The following is a 21,186-nucleotide window of genomic DNA, read 5'->3' as shown; positions in this document are numbered from 1 at the left end:
CCTGGAAGGCGTGCCGAGCGGTGAAGTGGAGTGATCTGTCTGCTGCTTGGGCGGGTCAGGCCTTGGCGCGGAGGATGTCGATGTTGCCCCAGTTGGTCCGGGCGCGGACCTTGACGGAGTCCTCGGCCTGCTCGGGGGCCCCGGACGCGGCGAGCGAGTTGCGCACCTGTCCGCGGTTGGAGCTGACGTCGAGCCAGGCGGCGGCGCCCTCGCGGATGCCGATCTCGATGGAGCCGTTGGAGGTCTCCAGCTGGACTTCGCCGCGGGCGACGTCGGCCACGCGCAGGAGTCCGTTGGTCGCGGTGCCGGTGACCGACGCCTCGGCGCGCGCGATGTCGATGCTGCCGTTGGCGCCGCCCACCCGCAGTTCACCGGTCACGGTGCCGACGGTCGTGGTGCCGTTCGAGTTCTTCAGGACGGCGGGGCCGTCCACGAAGCCGACGCGCACATTGCCGGTACTGGTGGTGACCTCGGCCCGGCCCTCGACCCGGTCCACGGCGATCGAGCCGTGCGACGTGGCGAGCGTCAGCGGGCCGGTGGTGTCGAGACGGACGTCCCCCACGGAGGTCTTCACCCGGACCTCGCCGAGCCGGCCCTCGCCCTGCACCTGGGCCCAGGCACCGGTCACCTCCACCTGCGAGCCCGCGGGCAGTTCGACCGTCACGTCGACGGCGCCGGAGGGTCCGATGAGGCGGCGCCCCTTGGGCGTCCTGACGGTCAGCAGACCGCCCGCACAGGTGGCCTCGGTCTGCTCGGCCGCCCGCACGTCCTGGTCCTTCTTGGGGTCGCGGGGCCGCGCCTCGACGACGGTGTCGGGCCGGTCGGTGGCGACGAACCGGATGGATCCGGCCTCCACGTTGGCGGTCACGGAGATCGGCTGGGGTGTGTTGAAAGAAGGCATGGCTGTCCCGTCCTCTTGGGTCTCAGGCTGAAATTCCGGGTGAAATCGGGCAGGGTCGGGTGCGCGCTCAGCGCACCCAGCCCGTGAAGCTCTGTCCGTAGCTGCGGGCGGTGCGGGTCTTCTCCGTCGTACGCGGCCGGTCTCCGCCGTCGACCGCGGCCGACACGGCTCGCACCAGCCACGCGTTGACCGACAGGCCCTCGCGGTTCGCGGCCTCCTCGGCACGCGCCTTGAGGTGGGCGGGCAGACGCAGATTGACGCGGGCGGTGCCACCCTCGTCACCGTCGACGGGCGCCGGGGCCGGGGCCTGGAGCGGCTCGGCGGGCGCACTCCGCTCCCCGGACACCTCCTCGCCCGCCGGCCTCGTCACCACGAAGTCGGGGTCGAGCCCGCGCAGCCGTACGTCGACCGAGCCGGGGGCGAGTTCACGGGTGATCTCGTCCATCGCGGCGGAGAGCACATTGAGCATCGTCAGGCGGGTCGCCGACTCCAGCGGAGCGGTGAGCCGCTCGGCCAGCTCGCGGGCTTCTTCGCCGCCGGCTTCGGCGGCCACCGCGAGTTCGCGGCGGAGGTTGTCGACATACGGCGTGAGGTCCATGACGCCATAGTGGCACCACAGTGGCGCCACGCGCAACCCCGCAAGGACGGCAATCGCGCGACACCGTCAGCACAACCTCTGTGACCTGCGAAAATGTTCTGACATCACATTGCATCAATGCGGCACCACACGGGATCTCGGCCCCTCTGGCACCTCCGGTGGCACTACGTGGTGCCACATGGCGCCACTATGGCCGCGCGAACCGTCGGCACCACGACCGGTGCCGACGCGCGCGACCGGGTACCCGTTCTTCTCGATCGGCGTACGTGATGCGCTCCGGCACGCCTTCGAGGACAGCCGTGTTCGGCACGGTGGAGGCATCCGTGCCGGATACCGGGTGGGTACGACAGCCCGTGCCGGATACCGGGTGGGTACGACAGCCCGTGCCGGATGCGGTCAGGCCGCCACCGCGGTCAGCGAGCGATGGTGCTTCGGGCTCTCGATCTCGTCGATCAGCGCCACCGCCAAGTCCGCGTAGGAGAAGGAGGTCGCGCCGTCGACGGCCGGCAGCACCCGGTTGTCTCCCGTCCGGTACCGGCCGGTCCGTGGGGCCTCGTCGTCCAGCATGACGGGCGGCGGGGCGATGACGAGCCAGTCGATGTCCGTCTCCGCGGCGCGCAGCACGTCGAGTTCCGCGGTGTGGCCCAGCGAGAAGGCCCGCGCCTCCCCGGGGAAGCCGGGGGCGTCATGGACCGCCACCCCGGGTGCGGTCTCCAGCGTGGATCCGATCCCGACGAGGACCAGCCGGCCGACCCCGGCCCTGGCCAAGCCGTCCAGCAGTGCGTGGGCCGCGCTGCTGTAGAACTCCGCCGACGGCATGTCGAGCCGGCCGGCCGCGTTGATCGCCGCATCGTGTCCCGCCGCGACCTCCGCGACGCTGTCCGCCCGGGTGACATCACCGGCGACCACACTCACGCCCTCACCGGCCAGACCCCGGTGCTTGCCCGTGTCCCGCACGACCGCGGTGACCAGATGCCCGCGGGCCACCGCCTCGGCGACCGCGCGCCGTCCGGCCCGCCCGCCGGCTCCGAAGACGACGATCCTGCTGCTCATGAGGGTTCCCCTCGCCAAGGCCCGCGGATTCGCGGGCAGTTGAGCCGGACGCTAGCCCCGCACCCCATGGTTTCCGCAACGATAGTTACGTACGCTCGCCAGGGTGAGCCAACCACTTGATCCCGAAATGTTCACCGGCTGCTCCCATGCCGCCTCACCGTTCCGGATCGGCGGCAAATGGACCCCGAAGATCATCAGGTGTCTGGAGGCCGGCCCGCGGCGCTTCAGCGAGCTGGAGGTCCCGCTGCGCGGCATCACGCCGAAGGTGCTGACCGAGACGCTTCGGTCGATGGAGCGGGACGGCCTCGTCACCCGTACCGTCCATGGCGGGATCCCCCCGCGGGTGGACTACGAACTGAGCGCACTGGGCCGCACCTTGCTCGCCCCGATGGCCGCCTGCTGCGCGTGGGCGGCGGCGCATCTGCCGGAGCTGACGGACGCGAGGGACGCTCACGGAAGCCCCACCCGCGCCCGGACACACGAAACGGGGCCCGGTCGCAAGACCGGACCCCCCTCGCTTTCCCCCAACGTCGAGGCTTCCTGATCCCCCCAGATCCCTCCCCGGAAGCACCCGACGCCAGATACGACTCTGTCGGGTGCCAAACGGTTGCACGCCTTGACGATCTCTTTGCCTTGGTGGCAAAGAGCCTTGTCAGCAGGCGTGCTCGGCGTACCGGGCGGCCACCTCCGTGAGGACTTCGGCGCCGTCCCGGGCCCAGAGGGCCTCGTTGAAGATCTCCACCTCGATCGGGCCGTCGAAGCCGGTGGCCTCGACCAGGGAGCGGAAGGAACGGAAGTCCACCGCTCCGTCGCCGAGCTGGCCCCGGCCGAGCAGGACGCCCGCCGGGAGCGGGGTGATCCAGTCGGCCAGCTGGAAGGAGTGGATCCGGCCGCCCGCACCGGCGCGGGCGATCTGCGCGGGCGCCTGGTCGTCCCACCAGATGTGGTACGTGTCGACGACCACGCCCACCTGGTCGGCCGGGAAGCGTTCCGCGATGTCCAGCGCCTGGGAGAGCGTGGAGACCACGCAGCGGTCCGAGGCGAACATCGGGTGCAGCGGTTCGATGGCCAGGCGTACGCCGCGTTCGGCCGCGTACGGGGCCAGCTCGGCGAGCGCGTCGGCGATCCGCTCACGGGCACCGTGCAGGTCCTTGCTGCCCTCGGGGAGACCGCCGGAGACCAGGACCAGGGTGTCGGTGGACAGGGCCGCCGCCTCGTCGAGCGCGGCGCGGTTGTCGTCCAGGGCGCGGGCCCGTTCCGCCGGGTCCAGGGCGGTGAAGAAGCCGCCGCGGCACAGGCTGGTGACGGACAGGCCGGAATCGGCGAGGAGCCGGGCGGTGCGCTCGATGCCGTACGACTGGACGGGGGCCCGCCACAGGCCGACCTTGTCGATGCCCGCCTTGGCGCAGCCCTCGGCCAGCTCGGGCAGCGACCACTGCTTGATGGTCTCCTGGTTGATGGAGAGACGGCCGTCGCTCATCGGGTGCCTCCATTGACGGCGAGCAGGGCGCGCATCCGGGATTCGGCCAGCTCCGGATCGGGGAACAGGCCCAGCCGGTCCGCGAGTTCGTACGCCTTCGCCAGGTGCGGCAGCGAGCGGGCGGACTGGAGCCCGCCGACCATCGTGAAGTGGTCCTGGTGGCCGGCCAGCCAGGCGAGGAACACCACGCCCGTCTTGTAGAACCGGGTGGGCGCCTGGAAGAGGTGCCGGGACAGCTCGACCGTGGGGTCGAGGAGGTCGCAGAAACCCTGGGTGTCACCCGTGTCGAGGACCCGTACCGCGTGCGCGGCCAGCGGGCCCAGCGGGTCGAAGATGCCGAGCAGGGCGTGGCTGAAGCCCTGGTCGTCGCCCGCGATCAGCTCGGGGTAGTTGAAGTCGTCGCCGGTGTAGCAGCGCACCCCGCCCGGCAGCCGGCGCCGGACGTCGATCTCGCGCTCCGCGTCGAGGAGGGAGATCTTGATGCCGTCGACCTTGTCCGGGTGTTCGGCGATGACCTTCAGGAACGTGTCGGTGGCGGTGTCGAGGTCGGAAGAACCCCAGTAGCCGTCCAGCGCGGGGTCGAACATCGGGCCCAGCCAGTGCAGGACGACCGGCTCCGACGCCTGGCGCAGCAGGTGCGCGTACGTCTCCAGGTAGTCCTCGGGTCCCTTCGCAGCCGCGGCGAGCGCGCGGGAGGCCATCAGGATGGCCTGGGCGCCGCTCTCCTCGACGAGCGTGAGCTGCTCCTCGTACGCGGCGCGGACCTCGGCGAGGGTGGCGGGGCCGGTGAGCTGGTCGGTGCCGACGCCGCAGGCGATGCGGCCGCCGACCGACTTCGCCTCGGCGGCGGAGCGGCGGATCAGCTCGGCGGCGCCGGCCCAGTCCAGGCCCATGCCGCGCTGGGCGGTGTCCATCGCCTCCGCGACGCCGAGGCCGTGCGACCAGAGGTGGCGGCGGAAGGCGAGGGTGGCGTCCCAGTCGACGGCGGCCGGCGAGTCGGGGCTGATGTCGGCGTACGGGTCGGCGACGACATGGGCCGCCGAGAAGACCGTGCGGGAGGCGAGCGGGCTGCCGCCGGGCGCGAGGTCGAGCGGGGTGGTGCGGGGTTCGTACGGGCCCTGCGGGAGGTGGATGGTCAACTCAGATCAGCTCCGATGCGCCATACGTGTACGGGGTGGGCGGTCACAGGGACAGCTCCGGGACGTCGAGGCGGCGGCCCTCCGCGTGGGACTTCAGGCCCAGCTCGGCGAGCTGCACGCCGCGGGCGCCGGCCATCAGGTCCCAGGTGTACGGCTCGTCGAGGACGATGTGGCGCAGGAAGAGCTCCCACTGGGCCTTGAAGCCGTTGTCGAAGACCGCGTTGTCGGGGACTTCCTGCCACTGGTCGCGGAAGGACTCGGTGACCGGGAGGTCGGGGTTCCAGACCGGCTTGGGGGTGGCCGAGCGGTGCTGGACCCGGCAGTTGCGCAGGCCGGCGACGGCGGAGCCGTGCGTTCCGTCGACCTGGAACTCGACCAGCTCGTCGCGGTTGACCCGGACCGTCCAGGAGGAGTTGATCTGCGCGACCGCGCCGCCCTCCAGCTGGAAGATGCCGTACGCGGAGTCGTCGGCGGTCGCGGCGTAGGGCTTGCCCTGCTCGTCCCAGCGCTGCGGGATGTGCGTCTGGACGTGTGCCTGGACGGTGGAGACCCTGCCGAACAGCTCGTGGAGCACGTACTCCCAGTGCGGGAACATGTCGACGACGATGCCGCCGCCGTCCTCCGCGCGGTAGTTCCAGGACGGGCGCTGGGCCTCCTGCCAGTCGCCCTCGAAGACCCAGTAGCCGAACTCGCCGCGCACGGAGAGGATCTCGCCGAAGAAGCCGCCGTCGACGAGGCGCTTCAGCTTCAGCAGGCCCGGCAGGAAGATCTTGTCCTGGACGACGCCGTGCTTGATCCCGGCCTCGCGGGCCAGCCGGGCCAGCTCCAGGGCGCCCTCGACGTCGGTGGCGGTGGGCTTCTCGGTGTAGATGTGCTTGCCCGCCGCGATCGCCTTCTTGATCGCGTCCACCCGGGCCGAGGTGACCTGGGCGTCGAAGTAGATGTCGATGGTGTCGTCGGCGAGGACCGCGTCGAGGTCGGTCGACCACTCGGTCAGGCCGTGCTGCGCGGCGAGCTCCTCCAGCGCATGGGCGCGGCGGCCGACCAGCACGGGCTCGGGCCACAGCACGTCCCCGTCGCCGAGGTCGAGGCCGCCCTGCTCGCGGATCGCGAGGATCGAGCGCACCAGGTGCTGCCGGTATCCCATGCGACCCGTGACGCCGTTCATGGCGATGCGCACTGTCCTGCGTGTCACGAAACTTCCTCCATACAGCCGTAGCAAGCGCTTTCTATACGGTATGACGCTAGCCTGCCGACAGCGGCCCGGACAAGAGGGGGCCGCCGATAACTCCACTCACTCCACCCACACTCCTCGTCACTCCTCGGAGGAAAGCGATGACAGTCACCCTGGCGGATGTGGCGGCCCGCGCCCGGGTGTCGCCGGCCACCGTCTCCCGCGTGCTCAACGGCAACTACCCGGTGGCCGCGTCCACCCGTGAACGGGTCCTGCGCGCGGTGGACGACCTGGACTATGTGCTCAACGGGCCGGCCAGCTCGCTCGCGGCGGCCACTTCCGATCTGGTCGGCATCCTGGTCAACGACATCGCGGACCCGTTCTTCGGGATCATGGCGGGCGCGGCGCAGACCGAGATCGGCGGGCCGGGCGACGGTTCGGGCCGGGCGGGCGGCGAGAAGCTCGCGGTGGTCTGCAACACCGGCGGCTCCCCCGAGCGCGAACTGACCTATCTCACCCTGCTCCAGCGCCAGCGCGCCGCGGCCGTCGTCCTGACCGGCGGCGCGGTGGAGGACCCGGTGCACCAGGCCGCGGTCTCCGCCAAGCTGGCCAAGCTCGCGGACGCGGGCACCCGGGTGGTGCTGTGCGGGCGGCCCCCGCTGCCGGACGGCGAGGCGGTCGTGGCCGCGCTGGCCTTCGACAACCGGGGCGGCGGGCGTCGCCTCACCGAGCACCTGCTCTCGCTCGGCCACCGGCGGATCGGCTATGTCGCGGGCCCGCTGGAGCGGACGACGACCCGCCACCGGCTGGAGGGCCACCGCGACGCGATGCGGGCGGCGGGGCTCCTCGGCGGCGGTACGGGCGCGGCGGGGCGTCCCACCGACGGGTACGACGAGGAGCGCCTCACCGTCCACGGCCCCTACGACCGTCGCTCCGGGTACGACGCCACCCTCGAACTCCTGCGCCGCGAACCGGAGGTGACGGCGATCGTCGCGGCCAACGACACGGTGGCGCTGGGCGCGTGCGCGGCCGTCAGGGACCGGGGGCTGCGCATCCCCGAGGACATCTCGGTGGCGGGCTTCGACGACCTGCCGTTCTCGGTGGACGCGGTCCCGGCGCTGACGACCGTACGGCTGCCGCTCTTCGAGGCGGGCGCCCGCGCGGGCCGGCTCGCGATGGGCAAGGAGAACCCGCCGCCCGGGGGCATCGCGACGATCGCGGCGGAGCTGATGGTGCGGGGGTCGACGGCACCGCCCCGGGCATGAACCGCAGCCCGTGACCCGGGCTTCGGACGGAGGCTGTGCCGGGGCCCGTTCCAGCCTTCGGACGGGGGGTGCGCCGGGGCCCGTTCCGGCCTCCGGACGGGGGTGCGCACGGGCTCGTTCCGGTTCCGGTTCGGGTCACGGGCAGAAAGATGGGGGTGTTGCCCCCATGTCCGCCGGAGGCTTCGCCGGAAGTATGGGGCGTGGCGGACCGGTGGTGCCGGCGCCGGACCGAGGAGGTGCGATGGCGGAGATCCATGCGGGTGGCGGCGGGCGGCTGGGCGTCTCTTCCGTGTCACGGCCGGCTGCGGCAGCGGGTTCCTCCGCCGATGCGGGCGGCCTGCTGGAGGCCGACCGGCCGACGGCGGACGCGGCTTCCCGGGCCGCTGGTTCATGGTGGCGGCCGGCACTGACCGGTGATGCGTCGGCCGGTGATGCGCTGACCGGTGGTGATGCGCTGCGCGGAGATGCGCTTCCCGAACACGCCCCGGACTGGGCAGTGTTCGTCCAGGACGCGATTGCCGCCGCGCCCGAGCGGGCAGCGATCGGCGACCGGGAGGATCTGCCGGGGCTGCGTGGATTCGAGCGTGTTCTCGCCCCGTTCACCGGCTGCGCGGCGCGGCGGATGCGGGACGGTCTGCCGCGGCGGCTGAGCCGGTGCGTCGATCTGGACGCCGTGCAGGACGACTTCGAGCGGCATCTGTCCCGGCGGCTCGCGCGGCTCGCCGCCCGGACCCTGGTCCTGGAGCTGCACACGGCGCGGCGGGACGGGCGGCTGGCCGGGGACGGCCCCGAGGACCGGTTCACCGACTTCCTGCGGCTGACCGGCGCCCGGTCCGGACTGGCCGCGCTCTGCACCACGTACCCCGTACTGGCCCGGATCCTGGCACGTACCGCGCTCGACGCCGCCGCCGCGCTGGCCGAGATGCTGGTCCGGTTCGCCACGGACCGGCCGGTACTGCCCGGCGTCCACGAGTCCCGGGGCGAAGAGGCCGGAGCCGAAGAGGCCCGAGGCGAAGAGACCGGGAACGAAGAGACCGGGGACGAAGAGGCCGGAGGCGGCCGGCTGGTGGGGGTCGAGCCCGGTGCCGGGGACGGCCACCGGGGCGGGCGGACCGTGATGCTGCTCCGGTTCGAGGACGGCGCCCGGCTGGTCTACAAGCCGCGTCCGCTCGCCGCGCACCAGCACTTCAACGAACTGGTCCAGTGGTTCAACGAGCTGCCTGGCACTCCCGGACTCCGTACGCTCGCCCTGCTGGACCGGGGGCCGTACGGCTGGGTGGAGTTCGTCGCGGAACGGCCCTGCCGCTCGGGCCGCCAGGTCGAGACCTTCTACCGGCGCCAGGGCGCACTGCTGGCGCTGCTGCACGCGCTGGACGGCACCGATCTGCACCACGAGAACCTGATCGCGGACGGGGAGTACCCGGTACTCGTCGACGTGGAGACGCTGTTCCACCCGCCGCTGCCCACGGCCGGTTCGGACGATCCGGCGGCCCGCGCCCTGCACGACTCGGTGCACCGGGTTGGACTGCTGCCGCAGTTGCTCGTCGGGGACGAGTCGGCGCTCGACATGTCCGGGATCGGCGGTGGGCAGGCGGCCGATTCCCCGGTGCGCGGCGTGGACTGGGCGGACGCGGGGACCGACCGGATGCGGCTGGTGCGCCGGACGGCCCGGTTCGGCGGTTCGGCGAACCGGCCCCGGCTGACCGGAACGCCCGCCGACCCGTCCGCCTTCACCCGGGCGCTGTGTGCCGGATTCCGCGCCGGCTACACCGCGATCAAGGAGGCCCGCACCGAACTCCTGCGCACCGGCGGCCTGTTGGACCGGTTCGCGCACGACGAGGTACGGGTCGTGGTGCGGCCCACCTGGATCTACGCCTCGCTCCTGGACGAGTCCACCCACCCGGACCTGATGAAGGACGCCGCCGAGCGGCACGAGGTGCTCGCGCTGCTGGGCACCGACACCCTGGGATCCGCCTCGCTTCCCGGCCTGCTGGACGAGGAGATCGCCCAGCTCTGGTCGGGCGACGTGCCACTGTTCACCGCCCTGCCCGAACGTACCGACCTGTGGAGCGGGACCGGCCGGATACTGCCCGGCACGCTCGCCCGGACCGGGCTGTCCCTGGTCCGCGCGAAGCTGGCGGCCATGGGTGCGGTGGACCGCCAGGACCAGGAACGGATCATCCGGGCCGCGATGGTGACCACCTCGCGCGAGCCCGCCCACGAGCCCCGGCCCGGCCCGCGCCGGGTCCGTACGGCCGCGACCGCGCCGGATCCGGACGAGCTGCTCGCGGCGGCCCGGTCGGTCGGCGACGGGCTGGTGTCCCAGGCCTACTCCGGACCCACCCGGCTCAACTGGATCGGCCTGGAGCTGCTCGACGAGCGCTACTGGCGGCTGGGCCCGATGGCCGCCGATCTGGCGGGCGGCTACACCGGTACGGCGTGCTTCCTCGCCCAGCTCGCCGCGCTCACCGGGGCGGACCGGTACGCCGCGGCCGCCCGGGACGCGCTGGCACCCCTCGCCGGGCTGCTGGACGTGCTGCACTCGCGCCCGGACGACCTGGGCCCGGTGGGCTCGGGTGCGTTCGCCGGGATCGGCGGGATCGCGTACGCGCTGACCCAGGTCGCGGACGTGCTGGACGACCCGTGCCTCGGTGGACTGGTGCTGCCCGCACTGCGGTTGACCGGTGCGGCGGCCGTCGCCGAGAGCGAGTACGGGGTGCGTGGCGGTACGGCCGGCGGGCTGGCCGGTCTGCTCGCCGGGTACCGGGTCACCGGGCGGGCCGATGTGTGGCGCACGGCGGAACGCTGCGCCGGGCTGCTGCGCGAGGCGCCGCTGCCGGACACACCGGGGTTCGCCGACGGGTCCGCCGGGATCGGCTGGGCGCTGCTGCGCTTCGCCGAGGCGGGTGGCGGCGAGCCGTACCGCGCCTCGGGGCTCGCCGCGCTGCGGGCCGCGACCGGCTCCGTGGACCGCGACATCTCCTGGTGCCGGGGCAGGACGGGCGTGGCGCTGGCCGTACTGGACAGCCCGGCGGCGCAGGCCGACCCACTGCTGTCCGCCTGGGCGCAGGAGGTGGCGGCGGACATCGCACGGGCCGAACCGCCGCCGGACGACAGCCTGTGCCACGGCGAACTCGGTGTCCTCGAACTGCTGCGCCGGGGCGAGCCGTCAGGTGTCCGCACCCGCTGGGTGGAGCGGGCCGGGGCGCTGCTCGCGGCGGCCGACCGGACGAAGCCGCGCTGCGGAACGCCCGGCCAGGTGTCGCATCCGGGGCTGCTGACCGGCCTCGCGGGGATCGGGCACGGGCTGCTGCGGGCCGGATTCCCCGACCGGGTGCCGTCGATGCTGCTGCTCGCCGGGCCCACCATGTCGGCGGCGCCCGGCTGAACGGTCACGGGACGGGGCAGACCGGAACCGGGGGCCGAGCCGGAGCGAAGGCCGGCGAATGCCCTGAGCCGGTGTCCACGCGCGGCCCACACCTCACAACCCGCCCCTGCCCCTACCCTTCACACCTTCGCGTCTCGCACGTAACACCCGTACCACAGCGCGCACTTCCTCACCTCTCACGTATCTCACGCACCATCGCGTCGTACACATCTCGTCACTCCGCTCACGCAACGACAACCTCCCACGAGAAGAGGCAGACCATGCAGACCACCGAAGCTTCCGCCCTCCGCGCCGCCGAGTTCAACAACTTCGCCGACTTCGCGGACGAGCACCCCGTCGGCAGGATCGCCCTGGGTGCGGGCGGCAGACTGGGGCTGCGCAGCAGAATCCTCGGCGCCACGGACGCGGGCGGCGACTGCACCGGGGACCTGCCGTGGACCACGATGACCTGGGCCTGAGTCAATTCCTTTTGGGGCCAAGGGATTTGCCGCACTGACCGGTGGGTAGTGGCTCAAGTAGCCTGCGTACATGCGTGCCACTTCGTCAGTGATTGTCGGGCGTGTCGCCGAGACCGGCCTGTTGAGCAGTGCCCTGGACACCGCGTCGCGGCGTTCGGGGTGCGCGGTCTTCTTCGTCGGTGACGCGGGCATCGGCAAATCCCGGCTGGCCGGTGAGTGCGCCTACCGGGCGTACGAGCGGGGCATGCCGGTGCTGCGCGGCAGGGCCACGTCCACCGGTCTCGTGGTGCCGTTCCGCCCGCTGATCGAGGCGCTGTCCTCGCGGTTCCGGGCGGCCGGCACGCCCACCGACCCGGAGCTGGACCCCTACCGTCCGGCGCTGGCCCGGCTGGTGCCGGAGTGGCGCCGGGGTTCCTCCCCCGGCTATCCGGAGACCGTGGTCGAGCTGGCCGAGGCGCTGCTGCGGCTGCTGTCGGTGCTCGGCCAGGAACACGGTTGCGTGATCCTGCTGGAGGACCTGCACGACTCCGACACCGAGACGATCGCGGTGGTGGAGTACGTCATCGACAACGTGGCGGACCTGCCGGTGCTGTTGCTGGGGACGTTGCGTCCGGAGCCCGGTGTCGCGCTCGACCTGGTGCGCTCGGCGGAACGGCGGCAGGTCGCCACGGTGCGCGAGCTGGCGCCGCTCGGGGACGCGGACGTGCGGGAGATGACCGCCTCGTGTCTGGAGGCCGCCCCGGACGAGGTGCCGCAGGCCACCCACGAACGGCTGGCCGGCCGGGCGGGCGGCAATCCGTACCTGGTCGAGGTGCTGCTCGCCGATCTGCTCGACTCCGGCCAGCTGCGCCGGGCCGGCGGCCGGTGGGAGGAACACGTCAACCCGGACGCGTCGGTGCCGACCGGGGTGGTGCGCAGTTGGTCGCGGCGGCTGGACCGGTTCGACGAGCCGGTGCGCGAACTGCTCCTGTGCGCGGCCACGCTGGGCAACCGGTTCTCGGTCACCGTGCTCCAGACGGTCACCGGGTTCGACGACCGTACGCTCTTCAGCCATCTGCGCTCCGCCGTGGAGGCGAACATCATCACCCCCGACGGGGCGGACCCCGACCGCTACACCTTCCGGCACGCACTGACCGCCGAGGCGCTGGTGGCCTCGCTGGCACCGGCGGAGCGGGCCGCGACGGCCCGTCGCGCGGCGCTTTCCCTGGCCGCCGCCGATCATCAACTCGGAGATGAGCAGCGTCAGTTGATGGCGACACTGCAACTGGCCGGGGGCGACCGGCACGGCGCGGCCCGGCAGTTCGCCGATGTCGGCCGCCGGATGCTGGCCGCGGGCGCGTCCGGTTCGGCCGTCATCCTGCTGGAACGGGCCCGCTCACTCGCCCACGAGCGCGATCTGCGGAGCATCACGGAGTCGCTCGCCGTCTCCCACGCCGAGGCCGGTGAGCTGGACACGGCTCTGGCGCTGACCGCGGAGCTTCCCCCGGTGCCGTCGCGCTCCGACGCCTCCGAGCAGCGCGGGGAGACCCACATCCGGATCGCCTGGGCGGCCGTGATGGCGGAACGCGTGGACGAGGCGGCCGGGCAGATCCGGACCGCGCGGAGCGTGCTCGGTACGGCCGTCCGCCCCGAGCAGGAAGCGGCGCTCGACGTGGTGGACGGTCATCTGGCGCTGCTGCCCGGCCATGAGGGCCACGGGCGGCAGGGGTCCGCCCAGGACGCCGCGCGCCGGGCCGCCGCCGTGGCGGAGGAACGGAATCTCCCCGTGGTCGCCTGCCAGGCCTGGCAGTTACTGGCGCTGCTCTCCCGGGAGCGCGGCTTCGACGAGGCCGACGCGTGCCTGGAGCGGATGCTCGCGGTCTCCGAGCAGCACGCCCTGCCGGTGTGGCGGGTGGAGGCGCTGGTCCGGCTCGGCGCCAACACGTTCATGCGCACCGGTGACCCGGCCGGGCTGGAGACGGCCCGGACCGCCGCCCAGTCGCTGGGCGCGCTGGTGCCGACGCAGACCGTGGACGGGCTGCTCGCCATGAACGCGGTGATGCGGAGCGAGTGGGACGGGGCGCACGAGATCATCGAGCGGTCGGTGGCCGCCAGCGCGCGGGTCCGCAATCTGGGGGCGCACCGCTATCTGCTGCTGGCCTCGGCGACGCTCGCCGCGCACCGGGGCCGAAGACGGGACATGGACCGGGCCATGGTCCGGTTCCGCCGGGCGGGCGGCGAGGAGTCCTTACTGGTCCCGCTGCAACTGGGGCTCTGCCGGGCCTTCGCGGCGCTGCTGGAGGAGGACCGCGAGGGCGCGCTGGCCGACCTGGACGCCTCGCTGGCCTGGGAGCGCGAGCATCCCAGTTTCTTCTACCTGAGCGGGCGTTACGGTCTGCGTCCGCTGCTGCGGATACTCGACGGCCGGGACGGCCGGGCGGAGCTCGACACGATCCTGGCGAGCCCCGGCGCGGACCTGGCGTGGAACCAGCTCTTCCTTGGGCTGGCCGATGGCGTGCTGCACGGCCGTGCGGGCGATGCGGACCGGGCCGCCCGGTCGGTCGGGGCGGCCGTCGCCGACGCCGCCGCCTTCCCGCTCGCCCGCCATCTGGGGCTGCGGCTCGTCGCCGGCGCGGCGCTCGCCGAGAAGTGGGGCGAGCCGGTGAGCTGGCTGCGGGCGTCGGAGGAGTACTTCTACGGGGCGGGCATCCAGCCGGTCGCCGCCGCGTGCCGGGCGGCGCTGCGGCAGGCGGGGGCCAGCGTCGGGCAGCACCGGGGCGGCTGGGACCGCATCCCCGCCCAGCTGCGGACGAGCGGGGTGACGCCGCGCGAGTACGAGGTGTTCGTGCTGCTGACGGAGCGGCCCGGCAATCAGCAGATCGCCCGGCGGCTGTCCATATCGCCGCGCACGGTGGAGAAGCACATGGCGAGTCTGCTGAGCAAGACGGGCCGTACGGACCGTGCGGCACTGTGCGAGTTCTCCGCCGAGTGCGCGGCCGAACGCGACTGACCGGGGGCCGGGCGGCGCGGGGCGGGGCCGGGGCGGATGAGGCGGCGCGGGGGCGGGTCCGGGGCGCGGCGGCCCCGCCGATCAGCGGGGGCCGGGTGCTCGGTGCGCCGGAGCCCGGCGGGCGGTTGGGGCCCCGGCAGCGGGCGGGCGCGCCGAGGCTGCTGGATAGTCTGGGGCAGCCGCTCCGGGAGCCCTGCTGAGGCCGGGCCGGAAGGGCGGCCGGACGACGACGGAAGGACCACGCACGTGAAGCTCGCTTTCTCGACCCTCGGAGTCCCGGGGATGCCGGTCGCCGATGTCGTCCGGCTCGCCGCCGGACACGGCTACCAGGGGGTGGAGCTGCGCGCCCACCCCGAGGAGCCGGTGCACCCGGGCCTCTCCGCGCCCGAACGGGCTGCGGTCGTACAGGAGTTCAAGGCGGGCGGCGTCGAGATCCTGACCGTCGCCGGTTACGTCCGGGCCGCCGCCGAGGGCGACGACGGGCCGGCGCTGGACGAGCTGGCCGGGCTGGTGGACCTGGCGCACGACCTGGGCGCACAGAACGTCCGGGTCTTCCCCGGAGGCGGCGGCCAGGACCCCGCCACGGCCGACGCGACCGCCGCCCGCCGGCTGGCCGCCGCCGCCCCGCACGCCGCCGACCAGGGCGTACGCATCCTGCTGGAGACCCACGACTCGCACCGGGCCGGCGCCGATGTGGCCCGGGTCGTCGGAACGGTCGGGCACCGGCAGATCGGCGCGCTCTGGGACATCATGCACACCTGGCTGGCGGGCGAGGACCCGGCCGCCAGCCATGCGGTGCTGGCCCCGCACCTGGGCTACGTACAGGTGAAGGACATCGCATCGGCCGAGGACACCGAGCCGTTGGCCCTGGGCGCCGGGGTGCTGCCGCTGGGGGCCTGCCTGGACACGCTGGACCCGGACGGCTGGGTCTGCTGGGAGTACGAGAAGCGCTGGCACCCGGACGCGCCGGAACTGCCGGGGCTGCTGGCCGCCGGGCGGGAGTACCTGCTGCGGCTGGGGGCGCGCGGGCGGTAGGCGGCGCCCACCGCCCGGAACGGGCGCGGCCCGCGCAGTTCAGGCGGCCCGCGCCACCTCCGGCTCGGGTTCCGGGGATTCCGGTGCCCCGGCGCGCGGCCGCCGCGCCCCCGCCAGCGATGTGAGCGCCACTCCCCCGACCAGCAGCGCCGCCGCGCACCACCGCAGCGGGCTCACCGACTCGTCCAGCAGCAGGGCGGCCGAGGACATCCCGAAGACCGGGACGAGCAGGGTGAAGGGGGCCACCGAGGAGGCCGGGTGGTGGCGCAGCAGGAAGCCCCAGGCACCGAAGCCGAAGACGGTGGTGATCCAGGCGACGTAGACGATGATCCCGGCGCCGCTCCAGTCGAGCCCGGCCAGCGCCTCCTTGTCGCGGTCCCAGCCCTCGAAGAGGAGCGAGAGGCCGAGCAGCGGGAGTACGGGCACGGTCGAGACCCGGACCATGAAGTTGAGCGAGTCGGGTGGGGCGGCCTTGCGGGTCAGCACGTTGGACACGCCCCAGCAGGCCGCCGCCGCGATCACCAGGACGAAGGCGAGCACGGGCCCGCCCGCCCCTTCGTCGACCGCGGCGACCCCGATGCCCGCGAGCGCCACCCCCATCCCCAACACCCTTGTCCTGCCAGGGCGTTCACCGAGTGCGACGGCGGCGAACAGGGCGGTGAAGACCGCCTGGACCTGGAGCACGAGGGAGGAGAGACCGGCGGGCATCCCCCGGTCCATGCCGATGAAGAGCAGGCCGAACTTCGCCACCCCGAGGACCAGCCCGACGCCCACGATCCACTTCCAGGCGACCTTGGGCCGGCCGACGAAGAAGACCGCGGGCAGCGCGGCGACCAGGAAGCGCAGGGCCGAGAAGAGCAGCGGCGGGAAGTGTCCGAGACCGACCTCGATGACGACGAAATTGACACCCCAGACGGCTGCCACCAGGGCGGCCAGGGCGATGTGGAGGGGACGCATGCACCGAGGATCACCCGCACCGACCATGTAGCACCAGCGCGGACTTCTTCATGGTGGAATTGAGCATCGCTAATGAATCACCTCATGAATCACCTCATGAAGCACCCACGAAGCACCCCTGAGGGGAACGGGAGGTCCGGTGCTCGATCTGGCCCGGCTGCGCGCCCTGCACGCCGTCTCCGTCCACGGCTCCGTCGCGGGCGCCGCCGCCGCGCTCGGCTACACCCCGTCGGCGGTCTCGCAGCAGATCACCAAGCTGGAGCGGGAGACCCGTACGACACTGCTCGAACGGCGCGGGCGCGGGGTCGCGCTGACCGAGGAGGCGCTCCATCTGGCCGCGACGGCCCAGCAGTTGCTGGCGATCGTGGAGAGCGCCGAGACCACGCTGGAGGAGCGCAGAGGGCTGCCGACCGGGCGGTTGTCGATCGGCGCGTTCGCCTCCGCGGCGCGTGGGCTGCTGCCCGGGGTCCTGGCGGAGCTGGACCGGGAGCACCCGGCGCTGGAGGTCCGGATGACCGAGGTCGATCCGCATCTCTCGGTCGACCTGGTGGCCAAGGGCGTGATCGATCTGGCGGTCGCGCACGACTGGGACATCGCTCCGCTGCCCGCCCCGGAGGGCGTGGCGCAGGCGGTGATCGGGGACGACCGCTGCGATCTGCTGGTGCCCGAGGGACACCGTCTCGCCGGGCGGGACGCGGTACGGCGCGAGGAACTGGCGAAGGAGCGGTGGATCTGCCAGCCTCCGGGGACGGTCTGCCACGACTGGCTCGTACGGACGTTGCGGGCGGCGGGTTACGAGCCGGACATCCGGCACCAGGCGGAGGAAAACCACACCCAGCTGGCCCTGCTCGCGGCCGGCCTCGGGGTCGCGATGATCCCGCGCCTGGGGCGGGGGACGCTGCCGCCGGGAGTGGTGGCCGTGCGGCTGGATCCCGTACCGGTGCGCCGGCTGTACGCGCTGTGGCGTACCGAGGCGGCCCGGCGGCCCGCGATCACGGCGGCGGTGTCCGCGCTGCGGGCCCACGGGGCAGCGGTGGGGCTGAGCTGAGCACGGCCCCCGGTCGCCGGCCCCCCGGTCGCAGGGAGGGGAGCGTCTCCGCTGCCACGCCGCACGGGCTCAAATCGGTCCTAAGCCTTGACCGGAAGTTATTTTCTGGATATCCGTGCTCCTTGGAAGTTTCTTTCACCAGTTCTCACCATCTCTCGTCCCCGAGTACGGCCGAAGGAGCTCACGTGCACCACCGCACCTCCAGACGCACCCTCCTCACCGCCACCGCCGCGACGGCAGTCGCCGCCGTCACGGGCGCGGGCCTCGCCCCCGGCGCGGTCGCCGCCCAGCGGTCCGCGAGCAGCGGACACAGCGGCGGGCAGCACAACTCAGCCGCCACCACCAAGCGCCTCAAGCGGATCATCTCCGGGATGACCCTGGAGGAGAAGGTCGGGCAGCTCTTCGTGATGCGGGTGTACGGGCACTCCGCCACCGACCCCGACCAGGCCGACATCGACGCCAACATGGCCGAGATCGGGGTCCGCACCGCCGCCGAGATGATCGCCAAGTACCACGTCGGCGGGATCATCTACTTCACCTGGGCGCACAACACCCGCGACCCGCACCAGATCGCCGAACTCTCCAACGGCATCCAGCGCGCCGGTCTGGCCGGCCCCACTCCCCTGCCGCTCCTCGTCTCCACCGACCAGGAGCACGGCATCGTCTGCCGGGTCGGCGAGCCGGCCACCCTGATGCCCGGCGCGATGGCGCTGGGCGCGGGAGGCTCGCGCTCCGACGCCCGACGGGCCGGGCAGATCGCGGGCGCCGAACTGGCCGCGATCGGCATCAACCAGAACTACGCCCCGGACGCGGACGTCAACGTCAACCCGGCCAACCCGGTGATCGGCGTACGCTCCTTCGGCTCCGACCCGCAGTCCGTGGCCGCCATGGTCGCCGCGCAGGTGAAGGGGTACCAGAGCAGCGGGATCGCCTCGACGGCCAAGCACTTCCCGGGCCACGGCGACACCAGCACCGACAGCCACACCGGGCTGCCCGTCATCACCCACACCCGGGAGCAGTGGGCGGAGCTGGACGAGCCGCCGTTCCGGGCCGCGATCGCCGCGGGCATCGACTCGATCATGACCGCGCACATCGTGGTCCCGGCCCTGGACCCGGCCGAGGACCCGGCGACGCTGTCCCGCCCGATCCTCACCGGCATCCTGCGCGAGGAGCTCGGCTACGACGGTGTCGTGGTGACCGACTCGCTCGGCATGGAGGGGGTGCGGACGAAGTACGGCGACGAGCGCGTGCCGGTCCTCGCCCTCCAGGCGGGCGTCGACCAGCTGCTGAACCCGCCGAGCCTGGACGTCTCCTGGAACGCCGTGCTGGAGGCCGTGAAGGGCGGTGAGATCAGCGAGGCCCGGATTGATGAATCGATCCTGCGCATCCTGCGGCTGAAGGCGAAGCTCGGGCTGTTCGACGACCCGTTCGTCAGCCGCTCGGGGGTGGACCGCACCGTGGGCACCCGCGCGCACCTCGCCGCCGCCGACCGGATCGCCGAGCGCACCACCACGCTGCTCGCCAACGACGGCGGGCTGCTGCCGCTCTCCCGCCGCTCGCACCGCAACCTGCTGGTGGTCGGCGCCGACCCCGCCTCCCCGTCCGGCACCACCGGACCGCCGACCACCACCCTGGCCACGGCGTTCGGCGAACTCGGGTACGCGGCGACCGCACTGTCCACCGGCACCGCCCCCACCGCGGCGAAGATCGCCGAGGCGGTGGCCGCCGCACAGGGCAAGGACGCGGTGGTCGTGGCGACGTACAACGTCTCGGCGACCGGCTCGCAGCGCACCCTGGTGAGCAAGCTGGCGGCGACCGGCGTCCCGGTGATCACGGTGGCGATCCGCAATCCGTACGACATCGCCCAGCTGGCCGGGACCGGGTTCGCGGCCAACCTGGCCACGTACTCCTGGACCGATGTCGAACTGCGCGCCGCCGCCCGGGTGATCGCGGGCCGCGCCGAACCGGAGGGCACCCTGCCGGTCCCGGTGCAGCGCGCGGACGACCCGGCCGTGGTGCTGCACCCGGTGGGTTACGGGCTGAGGTACTGACAGAACGGGGAGGGGCCGTGCGCGACGCGCGGCCCCTCCCCGTCACGGGTGCCTGCCGGGCCCTACGGCCGCAGCCTGCGCTCGTTCATCACGTCCTGCCGGTCGAGCCGTGCGTCGAACTTCGCGAGCGGCTTCGCCTTCGACGGGTCGTCCCGCACGGCGGCCGGGGCGACGCCCGCCCAGCGCAGGATGGCCGCGGTGGCCTTCGCGCTGTCGTTCTCGGCGAGCCCGGCCACGCTGGCGCCGTGGTTGCCGCCGGGCTCCGTCATGACGTAGCTGTCGCGGGAGCCCGCGCCGACCCGGAAGCGCTCCGCGCCCCAGGGGTCGTTCTCCCCGTACACGTACAGCATCCGGTCGGCGTGGTGCTTCACCCAGTTGTCGATGTCGCGCATCACCGACGGCTGGAACCTCATCGGGATGGAACGCGGCACGAAGGTGCGCGGCGGCTGGTACCCGTACCGGCTGAGCCCGCCGACCCACGGCTGGCGGATGTCGGGCGATCCGAGCTGGGTGCCCGCCTGGTAGTAGTACGGGGTGTACCGCTCCAGGCTCTGGTCGGTGTAGGTGGAGAAGCCGGAGATCGAGTCGACGGAGTCCCAGATCGTCTGGTCAGTGGCGGACTCGGCGTCGGCCGGGACGGTGTCGCAGTCGGACAGCAGGCTGTACTGCCAGTACGCCCAGACGTAGTCCATGACGACGGCCTCGTACGCCTTGTCGAGCGAGCCTGTGGTGTCGAAGGTGTAGCCGTTCGCGGCGGCGTACTCCCGGTACTTCTTCTCCAGCGGCTCGCGGCGGACCAGTGCCTCGCGCTGGACACCGTTCACCCGGTCGCGGCACTCCTTGGTGCCGACGTTCTCGAAGAACCGGTCGTAGGCCGAATCCTCCTTGTCCACCACGTCGTTGGGCGCGACGTACGCGACGACGCCGTCCATGTCCCCGGGGTGGAAGCGCTCGTAGTAGGTGGCCGTCATGCCGCCCTTGGAGGCGCCGGTGGTCAGCCACTTCTTGGTGTAGATCCGCTTCAGCGCGGTGAAGACGCGGTGCTGGTCGTCGGCGGCCTGCCGGATGTCGAGCTTGGTCCAGTCGGCGGGGGCCGGCCGGGACGGGGTGAAGTAGCGGTACTCCAGGGAGACCTGGTTGCCGTCGATGATCCGGGTCGGCTCGGCGCGGCCGGGACTCGTGGAGACGTTGTATCCGCTGGTGGAGAAGACCGTCGGGCGGGAGGTGTCCTTGTGCAGCACGGTGATGCGCTGCTGGAAGGTGCCCCTGGACGGGTGCCGGTGGTCGATCGGCTGGGTGTAGTTGAGGACGAAGTAGCGGTAGCCCGCGTAGGGCTTCTCCTCGATGAGGCTCATCCCCGGGATGGCCAGGATGCGGTCCTTGATGTCCGTGCCGGTGCCGTTGTCCGCGGCTGGGCCGGTCCGGACCGCGGCCGGTTCCGCGGCGGTGGCCGCCCCGGCCGAGGCACCCGTCACGCCCACTGTGCCGATGAGCACCGCGAGCGACAGGAACCCTCTGAACGCCTTGCGCATACGCCCTCCCAGGAGTCACAACAGTGCCGTGAACCTAGCGGGGCAACACCCGTGCCGCCAGACCCGGTCGACACGGAGCGGCAGCGGGCCGGGCATGATCCGAACGAGAGGTCCCGGG

General features: G+C 72.8%; 16 protein-coding genes. 8 read left to right on the top strand and 8 right to left on the bottom strand.

All coding sequences use genetic code 11. The annotated features are described in order from the left end of the window. Window positions 1-55: 55 nt before the first annotated feature. The 3 genes from EES42_RS08980 to EES42_RS08970 all read right to left on the bottom strand — a co-directional run bounded on the left by EES42_RS08980 (window position 56) and on the right by EES42_RS08970 (window position 2,552). Window positions 56-901 carry a DUF4097 family beta strand repeat-containing protein gene (locus EES42_RS08980; RefSeq protein ID WP_124717619.1) on the bottom strand — a complete coding sequence of 282 codons (846 nt, stop codon included), beginning with the start codon at window positions 899-901 and terminating at the stop codon, window positions 56-58. A gap of 67 nt (window positions 902-968) precedes the next feature. Continuing rightward, the gene (locus tag EES42_RS08975) at window positions 969-1,499 is read right to left on the bottom strand and encodes a toxin-antitoxin system HicB family antitoxin (RefSeq protein WP_124717618.1); all 531 of its coding nucleotides are present in this window, start codon (window positions 1,497-1,499) and stop codon (window positions 969-971) included. A gap of 396 nt (window positions 1,500-1,895) precedes the next feature. Beyond that, entirely contained in the window at window positions 1,896-2,552 is a 657-nt protein-coding gene (locus EES42_RS08970; RefSeq protein WP_124717617.1) for an NAD(P)-dependent oxidoreductase, read from the bottom strand. 103 nt (window positions 2,553-2,655) lie between these two features. On the opposite strand from EES42_RS08970, the gene EES42_RS08965 reads away from it, so the two are divergent. Beyond that, entirely contained in the window at window positions 2,656-3,096 is a 441-nt protein-coding gene (locus EES42_RS08965; protein WP_323187721.1) for a winged helix-turn-helix transcriptional regulator, read from the top strand. A gap of 108 nt (window positions 3,097-3,204) precedes the next feature. On the opposite strand, the gene EES42_RS08960 is transcribed toward EES42_RS08965, so the two are convergent. The 3 genes from EES42_RS08960 to EES42_RS08950 are packed head-to-tail and all read right to left on the bottom strand — an operon-like array spanning window position 3,205 to window position 6,366. Beyond that, window positions 3,205-4,032, bottom strand: coding sequence for a sugar phosphate isomerase/epimerase family protein (locus tag EES42_RS08960; RefSeq protein WP_124717616.1), 828 nt, complete (start codon window positions 4,030-4,032; stop codon window positions 3,205-3,207). Then, window positions 4,029-5,171, bottom strand: coding sequence for a dihydrodipicolinate synthase family protein (locus EES42_RS08955; protein ID WP_124717615.1), 1,143 nt, complete (start codon window positions 5,169-5,171; stop codon window positions 4,029-4,031). Before EES42_RS08955 ends, EES42_RS08960 begins: the two co-directional genes overlap by 4 nt. Window positions 5,172-5,214: 43 nt before the next feature. Next, window positions 5,215-6,366 (bottom strand): Gfo/Idh/MocA family protein, encoded by a 1,152-nt coding sequence (locus tag EES42_RS08950; RefSeq protein WP_124717614.1) that lies wholly within the window; start codon window positions 6,364-6,366, stop codon window positions 5,215-5,217. A 140-nt stretch (window positions 6,367-6,506) separates the two neighbouring features. On the opposite strand from EES42_RS08950, the gene EES42_RS08945 reads away from it, so the two are divergent. The 5 genes from EES42_RS08945 to EES42_RS08925 all read left to right on the top strand — a co-directional run bounded on the left by EES42_RS08945 (window position 6,507) and on the right by EES42_RS08925 (window position 15,480). Next, window positions 6,507-7,610, top strand: coding sequence for a LacI family DNA-binding transcriptional regulator (locus EES42_RS08945; protein ID WP_124717613.1), 1,104 nt, complete (start codon window positions 6,507-6,509; stop codon window positions 7,608-7,610). A gap of 241 nt (window positions 7,611-7,851) precedes the next feature. Beyond that, entirely contained in the window at window positions 7,852-10,998 is a 3,147-nt protein-coding gene (locus EES42_RS08940) for a type 2 lanthipeptide synthetase LanM family protein (RefSeq protein ID WP_124717612.1), read from the top strand. A gap of 260 nt (window positions 10,999-11,258) precedes the next feature. Next, the gene (locus EES42_RS08935; protein WP_124717611.1) at window positions 11,259-11,456 is read left to right on the top strand and encodes a hypothetical protein; all 198 of its coding nucleotides are present in this window, start codon (window positions 11,259-11,261) and stop codon (window positions 11,454-11,456) included. A gap of 70 nt (window positions 11,457-11,526) precedes the next feature. Further along, window positions 11,527-14,445 carry a helix-turn-helix transcriptional regulator gene (locus tag EES42_RS08930; RefSeq protein ID WP_124717610.1) on the top strand — a complete coding sequence of 973 codons (2,919 nt, stop codon included), beginning with the start codon at window positions 11,527-11,529 and terminating at the stop codon, window positions 14,443-14,445. Between the two features lie 246 nt (window positions 14,446-14,691). Next, window positions 14,692-15,480 carry a sugar phosphate isomerase/epimerase family protein gene (locus EES42_RS08925; RefSeq protein ID WP_124717609.1) on the top strand — a complete coding sequence of 263 codons (789 nt, stop codon included), beginning with the start codon at window positions 14,692-14,694 and terminating at the stop codon, window positions 15,478-15,480. A gap of 39 nt (window positions 15,481-15,519) precedes the next feature. On the opposite strand, the gene EES42_RS08920 is transcribed toward EES42_RS08925, so the two are convergent. Then, on the bottom strand, window positions 15,520-16,437 hold the full coding sequence (locus EES42_RS08920) for an EamA family transporter (protein ID WP_124717608.1): 918 nt from the start codon (window positions 16,435-16,437) through the stop codon (window positions 15,520-15,522). A 139-nt stretch (window positions 16,438-16,576) separates the two neighbouring features. Between EES42_RS08920 and EES42_RS08915 the strand changes: the two genes are divergently transcribed. After that, window positions 16,577-17,485, top strand: a complete 909-nt coding sequence (locus tag EES42_RS08915) for a LysR family transcriptional regulator (RefSeq protein ID WP_124717607.1) — start codon at window positions 16,577-16,579, stop codon at window positions 17,483-17,485. Between the two features lie 185 nt (window positions 17,486-17,670). Continuing rightward, a complete protein-coding gene (locus tag EES42_RS08910; RefSeq protein WP_124717606.1) occupies window positions 17,671-19,536 on the top strand; it encodes a glycoside hydrolase family 3 protein in 1,866 nt (621 codons plus the stop codon). Window positions 19,537-19,598: 62 nt separating this feature from the next. Here EES42_RS08910 and EES42_RS08905 read toward each other — a convergent pair whose 3' ends face one another. Continuing rightward, on the bottom strand, window positions 19,599-21,068 hold the full coding sequence (locus EES42_RS08905) for a S28 family serine protease (protein ID WP_124717605.1): 1,470 nt from the start codon (window positions 21,066-21,068) through the stop codon (window positions 19,599-19,601). Window positions 21,069-21,186: the final 118 nt, after the last annotated feature.

Source organism: Streptomyces sp. ADI95-17 (genome assembly GCF_003846175.1).
Classification (GTDB): Bacteria; Actinomycetota; Actinomycetes; order Streptomycetales; family Streptomycetaceae; genus Streptomyces; species Streptomyces sanglieri.
The sequence above is the reverse complement of the archived record's forward strand: the minus strand, read 5'-3'. Positions and strand labels throughout refer to the sequence as shown.